Below are 18,812 nucleotides of genomic sequence, written 5' to 3'. Positions count from 1 at the left end.
TCAGCCGTTCACAACCGGATCCTGCAACTCACCGTCGATGTCAGTCAATCCCGCGACCGCCAGGCTTTTGGCCAATGCTACCAGCTTTTGCCTGATATTGGGGTCCTCGATGGCGATGAACGCCTTGTTGAGCGCCAGCCCCTCCTTCGAGGACAAAAACTTGTTCAACTCGCTCGTCTCGCCCTCGATCGGTCCAGCGCCGCCGTTCTCGAAGAAAAAGCCGACGGGCACGCGAAGAATCTCGGATATGCGCTGAAGACGGCTGGCGCCGATTCTATTCGTTCCCTTTTCGTATTTCTGGATCTGCTGGAAGGTAATGCCCAGAAGTTCGGCCAAACCGTGCTGGGTCATCCCGAGCGTCTTTCGCCGAACTCTCACGCGATTGCCAACATAGACGTCGATAGAATTCGGCGATTTAGCCTTCATGTGAATAAGTCTCCCGCTTTATCAGCACGCCAGCTGTATAATGGAGAGTTTAAGCAAGAATGCAACTAAAAGTAAATATTTCGTAAGGATTTTTTTCAGCATCACACACAGTAAAAAACAACCTGTGGATTATTACAGCGGGCGCCGCTTGGCGCGGATATGCGCTGCGCTCTATCGCCCATTTCGCGGGAACGAATGCTCTCTGGGAGATGCGCCACTGCGACGCCGCCGCCAAAGAGGTTTTTGAGCGACGGCGATCATCGACTTGGCGAAAACAGGAATCCTTCCGACATATTCAAAACGAATATTGTCGAAGCCGGCATCCAGCAGCAGCGTGCTCAATGTGCTTTTCGACCAGAACTTGATATGACCATGTTCCTTCAACGGCATGAAATGGTCGTCCATTTTCCCCAGCGCAGCCAGGGCAAGATTCTTCAGGTAACCATGATAGGGCGTCGACATGACTGCGATACCGCCCGGCTTCACGAGATCGTACACCGTCGAGATGAATGCCTTCGGATCGTAGACATGCTCCACCACCTCAAGGCTGATCAGGGCATTGAATGTGCCATATTCCCTGGAAAGGTCGCCATAGGCCGAGCCGACATTCAACGGCAGGTCGGGATAATTGACATTGGCCTTGGCGATGCCGTCGCTGGAAGGATCGACGCCGACGACATAATACCCATGTCGCGCAAGAGCCGCTGCTGCGCCGCCGGTGCCACATCCCAAATCAAAGACGTCGTTTTCTGCAGAACCTTCGAAATGGCTCTCGAGCACGTCGAGCACGGAAGGCAAGATGTAGGAATGCGCGGTTGTCGGCTTGGCGTGAATATAGGTGGTTGCATCTAGCTCGACGGACATGCCCCTCCCCCTCGGCGATTGCGCGGCAGACCCTATCCAGGAATACGTCGAAAATTTGATTAAACCTGACCAGCAACCGACAGACAATAATAATAGTCAAATTATAATCGAAAGTTTTATAATAAAAAACAAAACCTATACGCGATAAAGGAATTTACAACGCAGAATAGGCAAAAACAATTGTAAGTATTATTTACTTAAACTAGGTTATACATAAATAAACGCCCAACATCCGAAATAACGCTAAAAATCCGTGGGGTTGCCAAGAAAACAAAACGATACAATCGCTTCGAGGTCATCCTGGTATCCATCCCTGCAATTGCAGGGCTGCATTGGAGATTGTCGCGTGTGACGGTGTTGAAGCGTCCCTGCCGAAATCTGCAGCCCTCCCCTGATGCCGGCCCTTAAAGTGCCCAATTGCCGACACGAAGCCAAAGATATTTAACGGATGAATGTATACTGCTTGATTTAGACAGCCGATCGAAACCCTTCTCGCGTGCCGGAGAAGACAAGCTTGCCCGATAATTCGTCGTCCGCATATGCGAAACAGCCGTTGGGGAAACCGCGGGTTCCCGTGGTCTTCTGGTTGCTGCTGACGATTTCCCTCTCGCTAATCATGGGAACGGTGCTTCTTTCCAACGACATGAAACACTTGAAGACGGTCGGCCATTATTTTGGCTACGATCTCTTTCCTCCTGAGGTTAGGCCTCCGCCCAAAGCCCTTCCCCGCCCGAAACCACCTGTCACCTTCACGCTTCCCGTGCATCTCATCGAACCACCGGCGGCGCAGACCGCGTCGACTTTTCTACGGACATGGCGGATATCCGGCGCCGCAATGTGCGCGGCGCTGCGCGATGCCGGTATAGAAACCAGCGATTGGGCGGCGGCGAGCTTCAACGCCGATACGTTCGAATGCTTTTTTGAGCACAGCGGCAAGCGACAGAAGGACCAGCTCCCGAACTCTATCTTTGTGATCGTTCGGGGTGACGCCGCTGGCACGATCAACAATATGCGCGTGAAAATCATCAATCCCGAGACGGATCAAAATGGCCAGCTCGATCCCGGCATTCTGCAAATCTTCCAAATCATGCTGCGGCAGCCACAATGGCTCGATTTTCACGAGACGCTCGACGCGATCAAGAATCTGAAGGACATCAAGGAAGACGGCTTCGGAGCGAGCATCAGCTTCACCCGCGAGGTGCTCAATCCCGGGAATTATAATTTTACACTGTCGTTGGATGCCACTTCAGGACCTCAGAAAAGAACGAGAAATTACTTTTCGAGCAAAATATGGCTTCCATCGCCAGACCCCGCAGCCGAGATCGGCAGCGAGCAACCGGAATCGGTCTCCACGCCACCCGATCCCGAGGCGCCGGCAGAGAGCCGTGAGCATCCGCATTAGCGCTGATCACGCCATGTAACTTGCATCGTCGTGATGTCTGGCCAGAAGCCTGTAAAGCTCTTTCAAACTGTCCGCACTCGGCCGTTCGGTGCTGTCCCCACCCGCCAGACGCCAGACACGCTCGACATTGAGATCCTGCGTGACTTGCGCAAGATCTTCGTTCAGCGAGCGGATGACGATCTCCGACCGACGCAGCCGCCACGACATTCTGACGAGCGCTGCAGAGAGGAGGAAAATGATGCCGATGACGCCGAGAGCAAGGGCTATGAACTGCCAGTCATCGAGAAGGGATAGAGCGTTTCGTGCAGTCGCCATAAAAAAAACGGCATTATGAAATGCCATAGGAAAACAGCTCATCAGATAGCTAAACCAATCTTCCATCACGAGCGACCCTCCGCAAAGATTCATATCTTGGAGCATCCTGAAAAGTCTATCAGATACTGACAATATCCCCTGCGGCGAAAGTATATTTGAGGTTGCATTACTCTACTCAATTGAACGCGAACCCCGCGATGGATCATTGCCGACGAGCCCGGCCCTTCAATTTCCACCGCGGACATGAAAAAAGCCAACAGTGAGAGATAGAATGAATAGAAGACGTTTCCTCGCCTCGGTTCCGCTCGCTCTGTTATATGCCAGGGCGGGCCACGCCTTTGCACAGGTGCCTCCGGCTGCAGGGCTACGCGCCCTTGCCGACAGGAAGTCGTTCCGATTCGGATCGGCAATCGATCTGCAAAACATCAACGATCCAATCGCTTCCGAGATCTACATCGACAACGTCAATTCAATAACGCCGCGAAACGAGCTGAAGTGGAATGCCACGGAAAAGAGACCCGGCGTTTTCAGCTTCGGCAGCGCCGACCGTATGGTTGCATTTGCACGCAAAAACAACATGAGGGTTTATGGACATACGCTGATCTGGTATCGCGTCCCGGAGTGGGTGTCTGATATCACGGATGCAAAGACCATTCAGGCGACCATGAACCGTCACATAAAACAGGTTGTCACTCGCTATAAGAACTCGATCGATGCTTGGGATGTGGTGAACGAGCCGTTGGAGTATGATGCACCGGACCTGCGGGATTGCGTTTTCCGACGCCTTCTTGGCGATGAATATATCCGCATGAGTTTCGACATGGCGCACCAGGCCAATCCCGACGCGACGCTGGTGCTCAACGAAACGCATCTGGAGAAAAAATCCGACGTGTTCGAACAGAAGCGCGCGCGGATCCTGAAAATCGTCGAGGATCTCGTCGCGAAGAAAACGCCGATCAATGCGGTCGGGCTGCAGGCGCATTTCCGCCCCGGCCTCGACCGGATCGATCCGGAGGGAATGGGGCGCTTCTGTGCGGCGCTGAAGGAGATGGGAATCGGCGTTTTCATTACCGAGCTCGATGCCTCCTGCCACTTCCTGAACCGCGACAAAGGCTTCACGCCGGCGTCCTACGCCGATATTTTCAGCGACGTGATCACCGTGGCGGCTGAGCATGGCGACTTGAAAGGCGTGACAGTATGGGGCATGTCGGAAAAATATGCCGATCGCGATGAGAAGGGGGCCGATCCCAATGCGGCTTGCACTAAGCGCGTTAATCTTTACGACGACAATAATGCGCCGAGAAGTGCGATTGATGGTATCCGGCGGGCAATAGAGGCAATGTGATGCGCAAGACAACGGAGACGCGAACAGATTCATGAAAAAGGCCGTTATTTATGTGGAAAAATTTTTGCCTGCCAGCCAGGCATTTGTTCTCAACCAGGCAGTAGCGTTTCGTTCTTTCGAAGCTGAAATTCTTGCCGGCTCGCGCATTTCTTCGGCCCATACAAAAAAATCCACTGTTCCGGTTCATGACATCCGTCGATCCCCCGTTGCGCGAGTCGGTGAACTGCTTCTGAAAATCCCGCAGATCGGCCTTCCCTTCCTCTTTCCTGCGATCGGCAAAGCCGATCTCGTTCACGCCCATTTCGGCAAGAACGGTTATGTCATCGGTCCCTTGGCGCGCGCCGCCGGCAAGCCGCTGGTCACGACGTTCCACGGCTTCGACGCCACCTATGGCGGCGATCCGAAAAAGCCGGGCGGCTTCAATCAGGTGCGCTTCTTCGCCAAAGGCCGAAGCGAGATGGCCGGCTGGAACAGCTGGAACATCGCCGTTTCCGATTTCATCCGCGACCGGCTGCTAGCGCTCGGCTTTCGCGCCGAGCGCGTCTATCGCCATCATATCGGCATCGACCTCGACCTCTTCAAAATGGAGCCTCGTCCGCGAAAAAAAGGGCTCGTGGTTTCCATTGCCCGTTTCGTCGACTACAAGGGCCATCGTTTCATGATCGATGCGCTTTCGCGCGTGGCTGCCGCCGGTACCCCGGTCGAATTCGTCATGGTCGGCCAGGGTCCGTTGAAGGAGGAAATCGAAGCACTGGCACGTCGTTCCTTGCCAAGCGTCACGATCCATGAAAATCTGTCGCAGACTGAGATAAGGGATCTGCTCGCCAGTGCGGAGCTTTATCTCCATGGAAGCGTGACCCTCGATAATGGTCACGCCGAAGCTTTCGGCCTCGCCAATCTCGAGGCGGAAGCCGTCGGGACTCCGGTCGTCGCATTTCGCTCGGGAGGCGTGGGCGAAGCGATCGAAGAGGGGAAAACTGGTTATCTCGTGGAGGAGCGGGATGTCGCGGGAATGGCGGAGGCGGTCGGAAGGCTGCTCAACGACCAGGCCTTGTGGACAGCCTTTAGCGCGCGGGCACCGCTTCTGGTGGCCGAGCGCTTCGACTTACGTCGTCAGACGGGGATGCTCGAGGACTATTACAGTTCCGTGCTAGACGAATTTGCCAGCCGGGGTCGGACTTGATGGTGCAGACAGGAAAAAAGCCGAAGTGGGGACTGAACGTATTTCGCCCGCTGCGGAACGGATTTGTGAAGGCCAAATGGCTCTATTATACGAAGTTCTGGGGAATGGACATCGATCCGACGGCCAGCTTTTCGTTGAGCGTGCGGTTCGACAAGACCAATCCGAAGGGATTGCATATCGGCGCGGAAACCTATGTCGCCTTTGAGGCGGCTATCCTGACCCACGATCTCACACGCGGGCTCTATCTTCACACGAGAATCGGCAAACGCTGCTTCATCGGCGCCCGCAGCATCATTCTGCCCGGCGTCGAGATCGGCGACGAATGCGTCATCGGCTCCGGCTCGGTGGTGACCAAGAGCGTTCCGCCGCGCTCGCTCGTGGCGGGCAACCCGGCAAAGATAATCCGCAGCGACATCAAGATCATTTCGCGTTACGGACGCATGGCCCGCGAAGACGACACGGTCTCGCAGATCGTGACGCACTTGCCGACTGGAGAAGCACGATGAAGATGTTTGCCTACCGGGGGAAACACGAGAATTTTGGCGACGAACTGAACCATTGGCTTTGGGAGCGTCTGCTGCCCGGCTTCTTCGACGAAGACGAAAGCCAGCTCTTTCTCGGCATCGGCTCGATCCTCTACGACAATTTCGATCCGAAGATGCAGAAGATCGTCTTCGGCTCAGGCTATGGCGGATATACCAACCCGCCGAAAGTCGACGGCAACTGGACGTTCTATTTCGTGCGCGGAAAGAAGACCGCGGAAATCCTCGGCATCGACCCAAGCTACGCGATCGGCGATTCGGGCATCCTCACGCGCAGCTGCTGGGATGCCAAAAGCATCGAGAAGCGTTATCCCGTCTCCTTCATGCCGCACTACGAAAGCGCCATGTACGGCAGCTGGGATAAAGTCTGCGATCTCGCCGGCATCCACTATATCGATCCCCGCTGGTCGGTGGAAAAGGTTCTAACCGAGATCAGCGCATCGCATAAGGTCGTCTCCGAGGCGATGCATGGCTGCATCATATCCGATGCGCTCCGCGTTCCCTGGCGGGCGATCCGGCCGATCGCACCCGGCAATCGCGCCAAATGGTATGATTGGGCGAGTGCGCTGGATCTGGAGATCGATTTCGATCCGATCGGCCCGTCGAACCTGGTTGAAGCCGGAGCGTCGCTGGTGCGGAAGAACACCTACCTGTTGAAAAACATCACGTTCCGCCACCGCCGCATCCGGCAGCTGACCGGCAACTATGTCTTCGGCTCTACCGTCAAGACGCTGCAGCGGGTAGCCGAGAAGCAAGGACAGCTCAGCTCCGACGAGGCTATCGTAAGAGCGCACGAGAAAATGCTGGCCGAACTGGGCCGGCTGAAGCAAGATTTTTCCACGCAGACGGCAAGCGCCCTTTAATGTCGCAGACCCCGTGACGAGGCAACAAAGCATGATGCTTTCCAACTCCATCAACACCCTTTGCTCCTGCAAGAGGGAGACGCACTCGGAATGGGTGTGCAGCCCGCTTGGACGGTCGATGTTGTTGACCTCAGGAGCCGTTCGCCCATGAGCAGTGTTACCGACCGCCTGATTCAGGGCAGCATGTGGCTGAGTCTGTCCCGCGCCATCGTCAACGGACTTTCGGCACTCAGCACCTTTGTGCTCGCATGGTATCTCGTGCCGGCTGATTTTGGTCTCGTCGCCATTGCAACGACGATCCAGGTCATCTTGAGTTCGGTCACCGAACTCTCGCTCAATCAGGCGCTTATCCGCCACGAATCTCCAAGCGAAACGCATTTCAGCGCGGTGTGGACGTTGAGCGTGACGAGAAGCGCGGTATTGGCGCTGCTGTTTGCCGCCGCCTCCTATCCGATCGCCGAATTCTATAACGAGCCGCGGCTGACGAGCGTGATGCTTGCCTTGAGTTTCAGCCTGCTGCTCAGCGGGCTAGCCAATCCGCGCCGTGTCATGCTCCAGCGTGACCTGATCTTCTGGCAGGAATTCGTCCTCAACGTCTCGCAAAAGCTGGTCGGATTTGTCGTCACGGTGGGAATCGCGGCCATCTATCATAGCTATTGGGCGCTCGTTATCGGCACCCTCGCCTATCAAGTGACCAATATCATCGTTTCCTACACCGTCCTGCCGTTCTGGCCTCGCATCACCTTTCGTCATGCACGCGAATTGTTTTCGTTCTCGGTGTGGCTGACGGCCGGACAGATCGTCAACACGCTGAACTGGCGCATCGAATACCTGCTGATCGGCAAGATGCTGGGCGCCACACAGCTTGGCCATTATACGGTCGGCAACACCCTGTCGACGCTGCCGACGCGCGAAGCGACCGCACCGTTGAACCAGACTATTTATCCCGGCTTTTCGAAAGTCCGCAACGACCCGGTCCGGCTGATCGCGGCCTATCAGCGCGCCCAGGCGCTTTTGGCGGCGGTGGCGCTTCCAGCGGGAATCGGCATGGCCGTCGTGGCCGATCCAATGATGCGGCTTGCCCTGGGAGAGAAGTGGGTTCCCGCGATCTTCATCGTCCAGGCGCTCGCATCGGTCTTCGCCCTGCAGACCCTGGGTTCGCTCGTGCAGCCGCTGGGCATGGCAAAGGGCCATACCAAGATGCTGTTCATCCGCGACACGCAGATGCTGGTGGTTCGCGTTCCCATCATCATCGCTGGTCTCATGATGGCCGGGCTTCCTGGCGTCGTTTATGCGCGCGTGTTGACGGGCCTGATTTCCACCGTGGTCAACATGCTTCTCGTCAAGCGCTTGATCAACTTGCCATTCTTCCAACAGCTCGGCGCCAACTTCCGCGCGCTTGCCAGTGTTGCCTTGATGGCAGTCGGCGTCCTAGGATTGTCGCATTTCCTCAGCATGCCTACTGATAAGCTGGGCTTGACCCTTCATCTGGCCATTCTGCTCATCACCGGCGGCATCATCTATATCGGTTCCAGCTTTGTCCTTTGGCTCGCGATGAACAAGCCAAACGGGCCGGAAACCGAAGTTCAGCGTATCTTTGTCAAGTTCCTGTCAAAAGCCAAACGTATTGCCGTAGCCAAGTCGGCCTGAAGCTAAACGAACACAAACAAGAGAGGCAGAATGACCAGCCAATCCAGATCGGAGCTGATCGCAAAACTCAATGGCATGATCCATGATTGCCTGAAGGACTATGTCTCGCGCGACGAACCGCTTGCGATTCTCGATTTTCCCGACATCCGCAATTGCGGCGACTCGGCAATCTGGCTGGGTGAGATGGCCTATCTCAAGGATCGCTTCGGCAAGCGCCCGGACTATGTTTCCAGGCTGTACGACTTCTCCGCCGACGAACTGAAACGGCGGGTACCGACCGGCCCGATCTTCATTCACGGCGGCGGCAATTTCGGCGATATCTGGGTTGCCCACCAGGATTTTCGCGAAGCCATCATGGAGCGTTTTCCGGATCGGCAGATCATCCAGTTCCCGCAATCGATCCACTACAGCTCGCCTGAACGCATCGAGCAATCCAAACGGGCAATCGGGCGCCACAAGAATTTCGTGCTGCTTGTGCGCGACGAGGAATCGAAGGAGTTTTCCGAAAAACACTTCGACTGCGCCGTACGACTGTGCCCCGATATGGCTTTTGCCATCGGCCCGCTCCCGGAAAGGGCGACACAGATCCCCGTCCTCGCCATGTTGCGCGAGGATGCGGAACGGGTGGGCGGTACCGATCGCGAGATTCCTTCCGATATTCCTGTGGAAGACTGGATTACCGAGTCGAAACGGAAGGTCGATATCGCCAAGAGGTTGGGGGTAGCTTCGGCTTATCTCGCATTGAAGCCGAGCGAAGTTGCCTTGCGCAGGTTGGATGCTGCGGCACACAACCGCTTCGAGCGCGGCATCAGTCAGATTTCGCGCGCCCGCGCAATCGTGACCGATCGCCTGCACGTCCATATCTGCTCGCTGCTGCTCGGTCGCCCGCATGCCGTGCTTGATAACAGCTATGGAAAGATCCGCCGCTTCATGAATGCTTTCTCCGGCGGAACCGACCTTTCATATAAGGCAACCTCGCTCGAGGACGGAATCGAGTGGGCGCGTGGTCAGGCGTCCAAGGGGCGTGCCGATCAAAAAGAAGCTGTGAGCTTGCGGGCTTAAGGGGGTCATTCGATGCCACTTGTCACCTTCATTATCCCGGTCCGACATCAGGACAATGCCCGTGATTGGAGCAGGCTGAAGGCGAACCTCAGCCAGACCGTGACCTCCATTTCCAACCAGACCAATGGAGATTGGCGCGGAATCATCGTCGCAAACGAAGGGGCCGACTTGCCCGATTTGCCGGAGAAATTTTCCGCGGTGCGCGTCACCTTTCCGCCGAACGACCTGCATGAGCTCGGAAAGGGCAGCAAGGAAGACTTCCTTGATGCGTTCCGGGCAGACAAAGGCCGTCGCGTACTCAGTGGCATGTTGAACGCCACCGACAGTCGTTTCTTCATGATTGTCGATGACGATGACTTCGTCAGCTCCAGGATCGTTCAGCACGTATCCGATCATCGGGACGCCAACGGATGGACGATCGACCACGGTTACATCTGGGACGATGGCGGCAATTTCCTGTTTGGCCACGACGACTTCAGCCATCTCTGCGGTACCTCGTTGATCATTCGTGCCGATCTCTATGAACTGCCGGAACGCTTTGAGGATGCTTCGCTCGACTGGATCAAGTCGATGCTCGGCAGCCATGTCCGCATTGCGAACATCCTTGCCCAACGCGGAGCGCCGCTCACGAAGCTTCCCTTTCGTGGGGCGGTCTATCGGGTTGCCCATGGCGGATCGCATAGCCAGGCACCGAGCCTGCTACGACAGTATTTCCTGAACCGCGGCGTGCTGACAAAACCGCGGCGGTGGTTGCGCAATCTTCGTAAGCTGAGGGTACTCGGTGAAAGTCATAGGCGCGAGTTTTTCGGCAAGACGCGGTCAAACCCCGCGTAAGGAATCAGTCCCGTTCGAACATCGCACAGGCAGTCAAAATATGACGCTTTTCTCTTTCGACTTCACCAAGAGGGTTGGTAACTGATGTCGGATCTATTCGTCAGCGTGCTCTTTGCATCCTACAATGGCGCCAGCCGGCGGCTGCGCCACATGTTGGATTCCTTGGTGCGCCAGGAGCTTCCCCATGACCGATGGGAATTGATTGCTGTCGACAACAACAGCAATGACGGCACCTTTGATCTTTTGAAATCGTATAGCGAGACGCTTCCAATCACCATCCTGCAGCAGCGCAAGCCGGGGAAATCCGGCGCGCTGAATTTGGGTTTGGATCGGGTAAAGGGAGATCTCGTTGTCTTTACGGACGACGACATACGCGCCGAACCGAACTGGCTGAAAGCGATCGTTGATTGCGCCATCGCTCATCCGGCCTACGGCGTTTTCGGAGGCCGTATCGTCCCCGATTGGGAAAAAGAACCGAAGGGCCGCTTTATCGACTGGATTCCGATGGGATCCACCTTCGCGATCGTCGACGAAACGCAAAGCGGACCGTGTGATCCGACGAAAGTCTGGGGTCCGAACACGATCATTCGGCGGGATCTGCTTGGAACGAGCGTGCGCTACCGGGAAGATATCGGTCCTCTTCCCGGAAAGATGTTCGCCATGGGTGAAGATGCGGAGATCATCATTCGCCTGGCGGCAAATGGCGCCAAATCCTATCGATGCGCCGAAGCCGTGGTCCATCACTGGATTCCGGCATCAAGTGTCACCGAGGATTGGGTACAGAAACGGGGCGAACGGCTCGGCTACGGCATGCCGGCACTCTTCCCGGATGAGGTTCCCGAAGGGATGAGGCTAAGTGGCGTTCCGCTGCAAACCTGGGTCGAAAGCGCGCAATGGGCTTGTCGGGCAGCCACGCTTTATCTCCTGCCGCAATCGAAGAAGCGTTTCTGGGCCATCTGGAAATATTACTACATGCGTGGTTATCGTGCCGGAATTCGCAGATACGCGCCCCAGACGCTGGCGCGGTGATCGATTGGTCCAGGAGACGATAATTTGAAACTCTCGGTGCTGATCAACAATTTCAATTATGGGCAGTTTTTGCGCCCATGCATCGACAGCGTTCTGTCGCAGAGCTACCCTGATTTCGAAGTGGTGGTGGTCGACGACGGGTCGACGGACGATTCCCGCGAGATCCTTGCTTCCTACGGGAAACAGATCCGGACCGTATTGAAGGAAAACGGCGGCCAGGCCTCGAGCTTCAATGCAGGCTTCGCGGCGGCAAGCGGCGACATCATCTTTCTCCTCGATGCCGACGATGCGTTTTTGCCCGGCAAGCTCGCGCGGATCACCGAGATCTACGATCGCAACGAGATCGACTGGTGCTTCGATCGGGTGACGACCAATGAAGGCGACCAGCCTCCTGCAGAACTGCAGGTGACGCTGTTCGACAAGCGGGAAACGCTTGGCAAAGGTGGCTTCCCCTCTCTTCCCGTTCCGACATCGGGCTTGAGCTTCCGCCGCGACCTGCTGCGCCAGATCCTGCCGATGTCCGCGGCAGATGGCGTCGTGCTCAGCGACAACTATCTCAAATTCGCCGCTGCCTTTCTCGGCCGCGGCGCCATCGTCGAAACGCCTCTGACATTCCAGCGCATTCATGCGTCGAACCGCTACACGGGCACAAGCAGGGCAAAAACGCTACGCCCGCAGATCATGATCGCGACCGGGCTGGAACTGGCGCGTCGCTATGATGGGCTGCAGGCGCTCGGCAAGAGCCTGGTCGCCGGCGGCATTGCCGAAACGACTTCGCTGCTGAAGCTTCGCAGCGAAGCGCGCAACACGCTGGCCGGCGGTCCGTTCGGCGAGGATGCCGCAACCCAAGTGGCCTTGATGGCCGCGCGCAAGCGCTTGGGAAATATGCTGCGGAGAGGACGGTCATGAACCAGCAAGAAACCTTCCCGCATTCCTCCGTCGGCGCCGGTCAGGCAGGTGTTTCGCCGTTGAAGATCGCCGTCGGCGTGCTGACCTATCGGCGCCTGGACGGGATCGCCAAGCTGCTCGACGTGATGACGCGCCAGGTCAGGCATCCAGATCGTCCCTATCATCTCACCATGGTGATCGTGGACAATGATGCGACCGGCAGCGCAAAGGCGACAGTGGAGGCCTTTGGCCAGACAGGCGCCTACGACCTGATCTATGTCGTGGAACCGAACCAGGGCATACCCTTTGCGCGCAATCGCGCGCTGGATTCGGCGCCTCCCGGCACCGACCTCTTCTGCTTTCTCGATGATGACGAATGGCCGGTCGACGGCTGGCTGGACGCGATGCTGGAGACCCGGGAGAAAAACCGCGCAGATTGCGTCTACGGTCCCGTCCAACCGGTCTATCCCGAAAACCCGCCGGAATATTTCATCAGGGCAAGGGTGTTCGAGCGCAAGAAGAACACCGACGGTCAACGCATTTCCTATGCGGCCTCGAACAACGTCATGTTCGACTATCCGCTGATCCGCTCATGGAACCTGCGTTTTGAAGAGAAGATGCGCTTTACCGGGGGCACGGACTACCTTTTCTTCAACCAGGCCATCCGCCGGGGCATGCAGGTTTTCTGGGCTGACAAGGCACTTGTCTACGACATCGTGCCTGCGAACCGGATGACCTGGAAATGGGTGTTGCAAAGACAATACCGGCTCGGCAATACCTTCGCAGTCAGCGAAGTCCTGCACGGCAACCTGAAGCGCCGGATCTACCGCGCGGCCTATGGCGCCACGAGAGTCGTGCTTGGGTTGGTCATGCTGCCGGCGATCCTGATTTCACCTTATTGGGGCATGCGTGCCCTCACCCATGTTCTGCGCGGCGCGGGCATGGTTAACGGGATTCTCGGACATGCATATCAGGAATATAGGCCCAATGCCGCTCACTGATATCGTTTGCGGGGCGCGCTTGAGCGAGTTTGGCCGTTATTCTGTTTCGGACGAAAACATCATGCGTAATTGGCGGTTTATCAACTTCAAGGCTTCAATCAACCGGGCCAAAAATGGTACACTTCCGCTGAACGATCGTGACACCACCGCTGTTCGAACAGAATGGTTTTTCGCTCTTATCATCGGTCAAATATAGGAGATGCCTGTCTATGACTGAGAAAAAATTGAAGGTTCTCGCAGCCTCGTCAGGAGGCGGCCACTGGGAGCAGCTGATGGCCATGCGCAGCGCATTCGAGGGCTGCGATATCATCTTTGCAACGACCATCCCCGGGCTGCTTGCCAAATACGACATTCGTGACGGTCTGGTGCTTCCCGATTGCAGCCGCGACTCGATTCCGATGTCGATCCGATGTTTTTTCAGCGCCTTCTCGATCGTCCTCCGGCACAGGCCAGACGTCGTCATCTCGACCGGCGCCGCGCCCGGACTTTTTTGCCTGCTAGCCGGCAAATTGACAGGCAAGCGAACGATCTGGATCGACAGCGTCGCCAATGTCGAGAAGCTTTCCCTATCGGGTAAATTGGCCGGCCATATTGCGACACTCTGGCTCACGCAATGGCAGCATCTTTCACGGCCGGATGGCCCCCACTACGCAGGAGCTGTGCTTTGATCCTTGTCACCGTCGGAACGCAGTTGCCATTCGATCGCCTCGTCAAGGCTGTCGACACCTTCGCAAAGGATTTGTCCAAACCGGTTCTGGCACAGATCGGCAGGGGCAGCTACACGCCACAGAACATGAAGTGGATCAAGAATATCGAGCCGCAGGACTTCGACAGAGTCTTTCGCGATGCAACCATCATCGTTTCTCATGCCGGGATCGGCACCGTTCTGACGGCCAAGCGTTTTGGGAAACCGATCATTCTCGTCCCCCGGAAAGCGGCTCTCGGCGAGCACCGAAACGATCACCAGCTTGCCACGGTGAGCCAGCTTGCGGGCCGGCCGGGAATCTACGTCGCGCATAGCGATGACGATCTCAGAAACTATCTCCTCGAAGACCTGGATAGTCCGTCTCACGAAGACCCCTCGGAAGCCGGTCGGGCTTCGCTGGTCAGCTACCTGAAAAACTATATCGCAACGGCCTGAACCCGGCTGCAGTCACCGACGGTGACGGGCAAGTCAGGAATTTTCATTCTCCGCAGTTGTTGCCAGCGATATGTTTGACAAGTTCAGGCGCGATGATCCTGGACGCGATGTCGGGCAGAGGATGCGAGCCATCAGGAATCGCCGCGGCCAGGTCATCCGGCGCAAGACGCTGCCAGTTGGGCCGGTGGTCGACAAACTCCAGACCCCGTTTTTGCGCCTCCGCCTGATGAACCGAAATGTAACTATCCACAAAGGGGCGGATCAGCCCACGTAATCCTGAAAACGGATTCATCGCCATGACGATGATCCGAGCTTGCGGCAGGCGCTGCCGAAGCTGGTCGAGAATGTCGCCGATATTCTTTCGGCTTTGTGCGAGCGACACGAACCGCTGCAATGCCGCATCATTGGCATAAAACTCGATGAGGATGATATCCGGCTGCTCGGCAACGACGCGATCAACTTGGGTAAGAGCCCATAGCGACGTCTCGCCGCTCTTTGCAACGCTGTCGACCTTCACGGGCCGGCGCAGACAGGCTGCAAGCTCGGCCTCCAAGGCGGGCTGCCATCCCCCGCGGGCCGTCAAGGATGTTCCGAAAGCCACTATTTTCAACGGCGCAAGACCCTCGGCATAACTGTTCCTGGTGATTGAAAACATCCCGAGGCAAGCCAAAAGCAAAACCAGCCCAGAAGCCCGTCGTCTCCGAATTCGCACTGTTCGCCAAAGCCGCAAACCAATCATCGGGAGACCCTGCAGCTGGCTTGAGACAATTTCGTGAAATGGCCGCTCATGCCTGTTCGATCGTGGCAAAATAACCAAACCCAAGCCTCGAGCATGTTCCGCAGAACTGTGCAGCGGTTACGATATCGACATGCATTAACATAAAGCGCGTCGCGAATCTGAAAGATTCTCGACGCGCTTTAGCGGATGACAACGGCTACTTTGAAACGTTGGCGTTCTTGGCGATCCGATACGACCGCCAATCACTCCTCACGAAATACGTGCTGCATCTGATCGGTCAGCGGCTTCGTGAGATAGGAGATAACCGTCCTGTCGCCGATCTTGATAAAGACTTCAGCCGGCATGCCGGGATAGAGCTTTATTGACTTCAGCTTCGCGATGCTCGCAGCCTCCGGCTTGACGCGAAGAGGATAGTAGCTGATGCCGGTCCGTTCATCCTTGACGATATCAGGCGCAATGGAGGTGATCTCGCCACGCACATCGGGCGTCGTGCGCTGATCAAAGGCGCTGAATCGCACATCGACGAATTGGCCGACGTGAACCTGATCGATATCGCGAGTAGCGACTTTCGCCTCAACCGTAAGGTCGTCATTTTCAGGGACGACGAGCATCAGCGTCTGGCCCGGATCGATGACGCCATTGACCGTGTGGACCGAAAGTTCGTGAACCCGCCCGCTCAGCGGCGCGGTAATGTCGAGACGGCGGAGTTGGTCGACCGCGGCCCCACGGCGCTCTTCATTTTCGGCTATCTTCGCCTCGACGTCGGTCAGATCCTTTGCGATCTCCGAACGACGATCCTCGTCCAGCTGAATCGACTGACGATCGATCTCGATCGCCTTGCCTTCGGCTTCCGCCTTTGCGGCAATTTCCTGGCCACTATTGCCCTGGAGATCGGCGCGCGCGCGCTTGAGCTGATTCAAACGCTGAAGCGTTACGAGCCCCTTCTTGTAGAGAGTGTCGACTCCTTCGAGCTCCTCTTCGATCAAACCCAGGGAATCGTTGGTGGCATTGATCTGAACGACCAACCCTTTGACCTGCTCGGCCAGCTGATCCTTGCGCGACGCCAACTGGCTCTTCATTCCGATAAGCGCCGACCTGCGGCTGTCGAACAGTTTCCGCTCGCCATCGAGAAGATCCTGCGCGGCTGTGCCGGATGATGTGAGATCGCTGATGTTCTCCTGAACCTCGAACGAATCGGCACCGATCCGTTCCGCCTTCAGACGGGCGCGGCGCGCATAGAGCTGGGCGAGCGTGCTTTCGACGATCGAAAGGTTCGCTCTCGTCGACGTTCCATCGAGCCGTATCAGGACCTGCCCGGCCGACACGTGGTCATTTTCGGAGACCAGAAGTTCCGACACGATGCCGCCAGTCAGATGCTGGATTTTCTTGACATCGCCGTTGACGACAACCACGCCCTCGCCGATGACTGCGCTCGAAAGCTCTGTCGTCGCCGCCCAACCGCCAATGCCGCAAACGAGGGCTATCGACAATGCGCCGACAACCGCGACATGGCGATTAAGAGAACGCCTGGATTCACTGATAAGCTTAGTCACAATCTTCCCTCCGGCCTATTCGGCCGCATTCATGCCGTCGACGACGACTTTGAGCTGAGCCACGCGCTCGGCAATCGGCGTGCGCGCCGTTTCCGGTCGGCTAACCCGCGCCATAACTTCCTCTTTGGGACCGAATGCGATCATCCGGCCGTCCTGCATCATCAGCACGAAGTCGCACACCGCCAGAACGCCGGATCGATGCGCGATGACGACGACGATGCCGCCGCGTGCACGCACGCTCATGATCGCGGCACTCAGCGCCCGCTCGCCTTCCTCGTCGAGATTGGAGTTGGGTTCGTCGAGCACGACGAGGAATGGTTCACCGTAAAGGGCTCTTGCAAGTGCGATACGCTGCCTCTGGCCGGCGGAAAGCGCAGCACCGCCTTCGCCGATCTCGGTTTCATAACCGTTCGGCAGACGAAGGATGAGATCGTGAACACGCGCCGCCCGCGCCGCGGCTACCACCGCCTCAGGCGACATTTCCTTCGCAAAACGGCAGATATTCTGCGCGACGGTTCCTGAGAAAAGCTCCACGTCCTGTGGGAGATAACCGATATGCCGGCCAAGTGCGTCGCCATCCCATTGGTCGAGTGCTGCGCCATCGAGACGAATGGATCCTCTGACGGTCGGCCAAATCCCCATCATCGCCCGAGCCAGGGACGACTTGCCCGAGGCGCTGTAACCGATGATCCCAAGCGCGCTTCCTGCCCTCAGGCCGAAGCTGACATCGGAAATGACGAGGCGCTGGCCCGCCGGCGGCCCGCTTGCCACCCCCTCGACCGTGACCTGCTTGGTCGGAGCCGCAAGCGCAAGCGGAGTCGGAATCTCCGGAATTGTCTTCAACAGGTTCGACAGCCGCGCCCAACTCTGCTGGGCGGAAACGAAACCGCGCCAATTTCCGATCGCCGCTTCCACAGGCGCCAGAGCCCGAGACGTCAGGATCGAACCCGCAATGATAATGCCCGAGGACGCCTGCCCCTGGATGACCAGGATCGCGCCGGTCGCCAGCGTTCCCGATTGCAGGGCAATACGGAAAATCTTCGACAGCGTCGCATAGCCGTTGCCGACATCCGAAGCTTGCCGGGTGATGCTGCGATATTCCGCGTTTTTGCGATCCCAGATTTCACCCATGGTGCCGGCCATGCCCATGGCATGAATGACCTCCGAGTTACGGATCGAGCTCTGCGCAAAGGCATTGCGCATATTGGCGGCTTCGGATTGCTGTTTTGAGAGCGTGCGCGTTCCCTGGTTGGTCATGAACGTCAGGATGGCGAGAACCAGCGATCCGCCGATCGCGATATATCCGATCGCCGGATGGAACAGGAAACAGATCACAATATAGAACGGAAGCCAGGGCAGATCGAACATCGCCGTCGGGCCCATGCCGGACAGGAAGGTTCTGATCTGGTCAAAGTCGCGCAATGGCTGAAGCCCGTCCCCGCCGATTTTGACCTTCAACGGTGCCTTGATGAGCGCCCGGAACACACGTCCGTTGGTCATCTCGTCGAGCGCGCCGGCAACGCGCACCAACATCCTGCTGCGCAGGACTTCGAACGCCCCCTGAAAAGCGTAGAGAAAGAGCGCAAGTATTGCCAAAGCCGCCAGCGTCGGTATGCTTTTGCTGGGTATGACGCGGTCATATACCTCAAGCATAAAGAACGAACTTGTAAGATAAAGGATGTTGACAAGCGCGCTTGCTATACCAATGAAGACAAGCCCTCCCTTGCATTTCCGCAAGGCTTTGGACGGCTCGTTGACATCCGCTGCTGAACTCTGAAACACGAAATAATCCCTCTCTTACTGCATCGCACACAAGCAAATATGCGAGCGCGCACCGCAGCTACGGGTCCATCAAGCCCGATCAATCACACGACTGCCTTTGGATCCCGGCGTCGGCGCCGAACTCCGCTTGCAAGCCCATAGCTTATTGCATGAATCCAACCGAAAAGTGACCAAATATTCCAATTTATAGCGA

Annotated in this window: 20 protein-coding genes; 14 read left to right on the top strand and 6 right to left on the bottom strand. The window is 56.9% G+C overall.

The genetic code is table 11. The features are described from left to right. Together FHT69_RS01000 and FHT69_RS00995 are read right to left on the bottom strand one after the other, a co-directional pair. The gene (locus FHT69_RS01000) at positions 1–426 is read right to left on the bottom strand and encodes a helix-turn-helix domain-containing protein (RefSeq protein ID WP_028758131.1); all 426 of its coding nucleotides are present in this window, start codon (positions 424–426) and stop codon (positions 1–3) included. 171 nt (positions 427–597) lie between these two features. Beyond that, positions 598–1,290 (bottom strand): bifunctional 2-polyprenyl-6-hydroxyphenol methylase/3-demethylubiquinol 3-O-methyltransferase UbiG, encoded by a 693-nt coding sequence (locus FHT69_RS00995; protein ID WP_244604783.1) that lies wholly within the window; start codon positions 1,288–1,290, stop codon positions 598–600. 514 nt (positions 1,291–1,804) lie between these two features. Between FHT69_RS00995 and FHT69_RS00990 the strand changes: the two genes are divergently transcribed. Beyond that, positions 1,805–2,692: a DUF6030 family protein gene (locus FHT69_RS00990; RefSeq protein WP_097542023.1), complete on the top strand. Its 888-nt coding sequence runs from the start codon at positions 1,805–1,807 to the stop codon at positions 2,690–2,692. Positions 2,693–2,698: 6 nt separating this feature from the next. Here the strand turns inward: FHT69_RS00990 and FHT69_RS00985 are convergent, their stop codons facing one another. Beyond that, entirely contained in the window at positions 2,699–3,073 is a 375-nt protein-coding gene (locus FHT69_RS00985; protein ID WP_244604782.1) for a hypothetical protein, read from the bottom strand. A gap of 205 nt (positions 3,074–3,278) precedes the next feature. On the opposite strand from FHT69_RS00985, the gene FHT69_RS00980 reads away from it, so the two are divergent. From FHT69_RS00980 to FHT69_RS00920, 13 genes are all read left to right on the top strand, one after another. Then, a complete protein-coding gene (locus FHT69_RS00980) occupies positions 3,279–4,352 on the top strand; it encodes an endo-1,4-beta-xylanase (RefSeq protein ID WP_047611512.1) in 1,074 nt (357 codons plus the stop codon). Between the two features lie 31 nt (positions 4,353–4,383). Continuing rightward, positions 4,384–5,535, top strand: a complete 1,152-nt coding sequence (locus FHT69_RS00975; RefSeq protein ID WP_028758135.1) for a glycosyltransferase — start codon at positions 4,384–4,386, stop codon at positions 5,533–5,535. Then, entirely contained in the window at positions 5,535–6,041 is a 507-nt protein-coding gene (locus FHT69_RS00970; protein ID WP_047611515.1) for an acyltransferase, read from the top strand. The genes FHT69_RS00975 and FHT69_RS00970 overlap by 1 nt, the downstream gene beginning before the upstream one ends. Continuing rightward, the gene (gene pssM / locus FHT69_RS00965) at positions 6,038–6,940 is read left to right on the top strand and encodes an exopolysaccharide glucosyl ketal-pyruvate-transferase (RefSeq protein WP_047614392.1); all 903 of its coding nucleotides are present in this window, start codon (positions 6,038–6,040) and stop codon (positions 6,938–6,940) included. Before FHT69_RS00970 ends, pssM begins: the two co-directional genes overlap by 4 nt. 147 nt (positions 6,941–7,087) lie before the next feature. Further along, complete coding sequence (locus FHT69_RS00960) at positions 7,088–8,590, top strand: lipopolysaccharide biosynthesis protein (protein ID WP_047611816.1); 1,503 nt, start codon at positions 7,088–7,090, stop codon at positions 8,588–8,590. A gap of 30 nt (positions 8,591–8,620) precedes the next feature. Continuing rightward, the gene (locus FHT69_RS00955; RefSeq protein ID WP_047611520.1) at positions 8,621–9,652 is read left to right on the top strand and encodes a polysaccharide pyruvyl transferase family protein; all 1,032 of its coding nucleotides are present in this window, start codon (positions 8,621–8,623) and stop codon (positions 9,650–9,652) included. Between the two features lie 12 nt (positions 9,653–9,664). Then, a complete protein-coding gene (locus tag FHT69_RS00950; protein ID WP_028758140.1) occupies positions 9,665–10,486 on the top strand; it encodes a galactosyl transferase in 822 nt (273 codons plus the stop codon). 84 nt (positions 10,487–10,570) lie between these two features. Continuing rightward, complete coding sequence (locus FHT69_RS00945; protein WP_028758141.1) at positions 10,571–11,515, top strand: glycosyltransferase; 945 nt, start codon at positions 10,571–10,573, stop codon at positions 11,513–11,515. Between the two features lie 24 nt (positions 11,516–11,539). Next, positions 11,540–12,424, top strand: coding sequence for a glycosyltransferase family 2 protein (locus tag FHT69_RS00940; RefSeq protein ID WP_028758142.1), 885 nt, complete (start codon positions 11,540–11,542; stop codon positions 12,422–12,424). Then, complete coding sequence (locus FHT69_RS00935) at positions 12,421–13,404, top strand: glycosyltransferase (RefSeq protein ID WP_047611522.1); 984 nt, start codon at positions 12,421–12,423, stop codon at positions 13,402–13,404. The genes FHT69_RS00940 and FHT69_RS00935 overlap by 4 nt, the downstream gene beginning before the upstream one ends. Next, positions 13,391–13,600, top strand: a complete 210-nt coding sequence (locus FHT69_RS00930) for a hypothetical protein (protein ID WP_183904768.1) — start codon at positions 13,391–13,393, stop codon at positions 13,598–13,600. Before FHT69_RS00935 ends, FHT69_RS00930 begins: the two co-directional genes overlap by 14 nt. 13 nt (positions 13,601–13,613) lie before the next feature. Beyond that, entirely contained in the window at positions 13,614–14,072 is a 459-nt protein-coding gene (locus tag FHT69_RS00925; protein ID WP_025554622.1) for a glucuronosyltransferase, read from the top strand. Continuing rightward, positions 14,069–14,545, top strand: a complete 477-nt coding sequence (locus FHT69_RS00920; RefSeq protein WP_025554624.1) for a glycosyltransferase — start codon at positions 14,069–14,071, stop codon at positions 14,543–14,545. The genes FHT69_RS00925 and FHT69_RS00920 overlap by 4 nt, the downstream gene beginning before the upstream one ends. A gap of 43 nt (positions 14,546–14,588) precedes the next feature. On the opposite strand, the gene FHT69_RS00915 is transcribed toward FHT69_RS00920, so the two are convergent. From FHT69_RS00915 to FHT69_RS00905, 3 genes are all read right to left on the bottom strand, one after another. Further along, complete coding sequence (locus FHT69_RS00915; protein WP_063474430.1) at positions 14,589–15,284, bottom strand: SGNH/GDSL hydrolase family protein; 696 nt, start codon at positions 15,282–15,284, stop codon at positions 14,589–14,591. Positions 15,285–15,526: 242 nt separating this feature from the next. Continuing rightward, positions 15,527–16,837: an HlyD family type I secretion periplasmic adaptor subunit gene (locus tag FHT69_RS00910; protein WP_025554628.1), complete on the bottom strand. Its 1,311-nt coding sequence runs from the start codon at positions 16,835–16,837 to the stop codon at positions 15,527–15,529. Between the two features lie 15 nt (positions 16,838–16,852). Then, the gene (locus FHT69_RS00905) at positions 16,853–18,619 is read right to left on the bottom strand and encodes a type I secretion system permease/ATPase (RefSeq protein WP_025554630.1); all 1,767 of its coding nucleotides are present in this window, start codon (positions 18,617–18,619) and stop codon (positions 16,853–16,855) included. Positions 18,620–18,812: the final 193 nt, after the last annotated feature.

The sequence above is a fragment of the Rhizobium sp. BK008 genome, from assembly GCF_014197345.1.
In the GTDB taxonomy this organism is placed as follows: Bacteria; Pseudomonadota; Alphaproteobacteria; order Rhizobiales; family Rhizobiaceae; genus Rhizobium; species Rhizobium anhuiense.
This window is presented reverse-complemented; position numbering and strand designations above follow the sequence as displayed.